The organism is Acidobacteriota bacterium (assembly GCA_028874215.1).
Classification (GTDB): domain Bacteria; phylum Acidobacteriota; class UBA6911; order RPQK01; family JAJDTT01; genus JAJDTT01.
In genome coordinates this window covers 1-3,246 of the sequence record JAPPLF010000105.1, presented here as the reverse complement: position 1 = coordinate 3,246, position 3,246 = coordinate 1, and the positions used below count along the sequence as shown (strand labels likewise).

The window sequence follows — 3,246 nt, the reverse complement described above, 5'->3', positions numbered from 1 at the left end:
GCCCCGTGAGAGCGTTCCCGTCAAGCCGCAGTTCCGTCAGGCGCGTGAGGTTGCCGAACTCGGGCGGGATCGGTCCCGTGAGAGCGTTCCCGTCGAGCCGCAGTTCCGTCAGGCGCGTGAGGTTGCCGAGTTCAGGAGGGATCGGCCCCGTGAAATAGTTGGGGTGGAGACCCAGACTCGTCAGGCGCGTGAGGTTGCCGAGTTCAGGAGGGATCGGCCCCGTGAGATCGTTGGACCGGAGTTGTAAATTCCTCAGGCTCGTAAGGTTGCCAAGTTCGGGCGGGATCGGCCCCGTGAGAGCGTTCCCGTCAAGCCGCAGTTCCGTCAGGCGCGTGAGGTTGCCAAACTCGGGTGGGATCGGTCCCGCGAGATCGTTAGAGCTGAGACGCAGCTTCACCAGGCGCGTGAGGTTGCCGAACTCGGGCGGGATCGGCCCCGTGAGACCGTTGTAACCGAGAATCAGCTCCCTCAGGTTCGCGAGGTTGCCAAGTTCGGGCGGGATCGGCCCCGTGAGAGCGTTGAAGCCAAGAATCAGCTCCCTCAGGCGCGTAAGGTTGCCGAGTTCGGGCGGGATCGGTCCTGTGAGGCCGTTGTCGTTGAGATTCAACTCCGTCACGCGCCCGTCGTCATCGACGGTGATCCCATGCCAATCCCCGAGCGGCCGGCTGGTTCCCCAGTTGCTGCTGTCAAACCAATCAGGTCCGCCGGTGGATTGGTACAACGCCGTCAGCACGTCCCGCTGGGAGCCCACCACTCTGACCGTAACGGATGCCGTCCGCGTCTGACCGTCGGCGCCACGCACCGTGATGTGGTATGTCGTCGTGGTGCGCGGCGACACTATTCGCGAGCCCGATGCCGGAACTGCGCCGAGGTCCGGCGTGACCTTCACGCTCTCCGCATCGGCCGAGGACCACGTCAGCGTGGCATTTGCCCCCCAATCGATGGAACTCGGCGCAACCGACAGCATCAGCGCAGGGGGAGGAGCTTGGCGTCCGCCGATCCCTTTTAAGTCCAGAATCCGGCTCTGACCCCACGCTGCGGCGTCGGGGATCCCTCGGCTGAAGAGCACATCGAGACGATTGGCGCCTGCTTGAGAAACGAGCGCCGACGCGCCTGCCTGAGGCAGATCGCGCAGGATGCCTCTCACCTGCCGGGTACTCGGATCGAACAGGATGAACAGCGGAGTATCGGTGTCGCTGTCGAGTGTCACCGACCCACCGGGACCGGAGAGCGTGATGCTTGCCAGGCGGATCGCCCAGCCGGGCTCGACCGGGAGGACGAAGGCGAAGGACGAGCTCCCGTCTCCGTCGGCCACCTCGGGCATGGCGAAGCCGACGGAGAAAAGCTCGCCGCCGCTCCCGCTCCGCCCGGTGATCCGGTGCTCACCAGTGTCCCTGGGCAGCGCAGAGGGGGCATCGACGACAAAGGATGGATTGAGGAAGGGCTGGCCCTCCGCATCCATGCCGCCCCATAGGAGGAGGGACATTGCTTCCTGATCGATCAGACTCGCCGGCCGGGACGACCCCTCGTCGAAGAGGCGAAAGCGGAGCGCGTTGGCAAAGTGATAGTCGCTGATCCCCGCCGGCCCGCAGTAGGACATCAGGTCCGGCCTGCCTGGCGTCGCCAATGCACCTCCAAATCGGAAATCGTACCCCCAGGCGCCAGTCGATCCGTCCGGGTAGGGAAACGCCGGGTCCGGTCCCCCTGCGCTCCCGCACGGCGCATGATACAGGCTCATGTTGTGTCCGAGTTCGTGAGCCATGGTCGCCGCGTTCAGACTTGAAATGCTTACCCGGCCAGGGCGGCCCGCCAATCCTCTTGGTCCCCGTACATGGCCCGGGCTCGAAATTGTGCCCATGTAGTGGCCGCTCCCGCCCTCCATGGCCCGAATCGCTTCCGTTTCCTCGAATAGCCCGGAAGGGTCGTCGGGCGAACTCGAAGTCATCACGGGGGCGTGGGCCGTCACTTCGATGTCTCCGATCGGCAGCAGCGTACGAGCCTTAAAAAGCAGCTCGTGGCCCTCGGGGTCCGCCTGCATAGCCTCGGCCGTATCTACGGCCCCCCGATGGGGGTCGGCGCTCCAAAGGAAGGGAATCACCGTCAGATGCAGCACGGGCATCTCCCGCACATCGACCGCCATGCGGCCCGTGTCCGGGATCCGGCTTGCCGTCATGATACCGGGATCCAGCGTTCCTTCCGGGTCGATCTCGACGACCATCTCGAGACCCGGAAGTATGATCTCGGCGGGAATCTCGGCGTTGGACGATCGCGACAGATCTCCCTCGTAAACCTCGGTCGGTAGGGTCGCCGCACGCGCCGGAATGTCGGCCACGTGGATCTCGGTTCCGTCCACGTAGAACAGGGCTCGAACGGGAGGGATGCCCGCCGTCGTAGAGGTCGCGGCGGTGACAAAGACCCTTAGCAGCGCCTTTTCTCCGGCGACCAGCGGAACCGGATACTCCTGTGACTGCACCGCTTGGGTGAGGTATGCAAAGGACGAGCTATCACCCACACAGGTCGCAACTCGCAGACGGTCGATGCGTCTGAGCCAATCCTGGAAGCCGGGATCCGAAGGTGCACAAAGATCCGTTCCGAAGGCCAATAGCGTTTCGAGCCGGCCAAGACGTGCCAGTTCGGTTGGAAGGCTTCCAACTAGGCCGGAGTTCCCCGAGAATTTCAGGTCCGTCAGGCGCGTGAGATCGCCGAGCTCGGGCGGGATCGGCCCCATGAGATCGTTCCCGTCGATCCCCAACTCCGTCAGGCTTGTGAGGTCGCCGAGCTCGGGCGGGATCGGTCCCGTGAGGTCGTTCTCTTCGAGCCCCAGTTCCGTCAGGCGCGTGAGGTTGCCGATCTTGGACGGGATTGGTCCCGTGAGGCCATTGTTGGAGAGATTCAGTTGCCTCAGTCTGGTGAGGTCGCCGAGCTCGCGCGGGATCGGTCCCGTGAGGCCGTTCCACCCGAGATTCAGATGCCACAGGCTCGTCAGCCTGCCAAGTTCGCTCGGAATCGGTCCCGTGAGATCGTTGGAGTAGAGATTCAACTCCCTCAGGCTGGTGAGGTTGCCGAGTTCGCGCGGGATCGGCCCCGTGAGACCGTTCCACCCGAGATTCAGCTCCCTCAGGCTGGTGAGGTCGCCGAGCTCGCGCGGGAGCGGCCCCGTAAGGCCATTATCGGTGAGATGCAACTTCGTCACGCGCCCGTCGTCATCGACGGTGACCCCATGCCATTCCCCGAGCGGCCGGCGGG

At 64.5% G+C, this 3,246-nt stretch carries 1 protein-coding gene; it reads right to left on the bottom strand.

Annotated elements, in window-relative coordinates; genetic code table 11:
• Positions 1-3,193 (bottom strand): M66 family metalloprotease (locus OXT71_21660; protein ID MDE2929002.1); only part of this gene is annotated, 3,193 nt, incomplete at its 3' end.
• Positions 3,194-3,246: the final 53 nt, after the last annotated feature.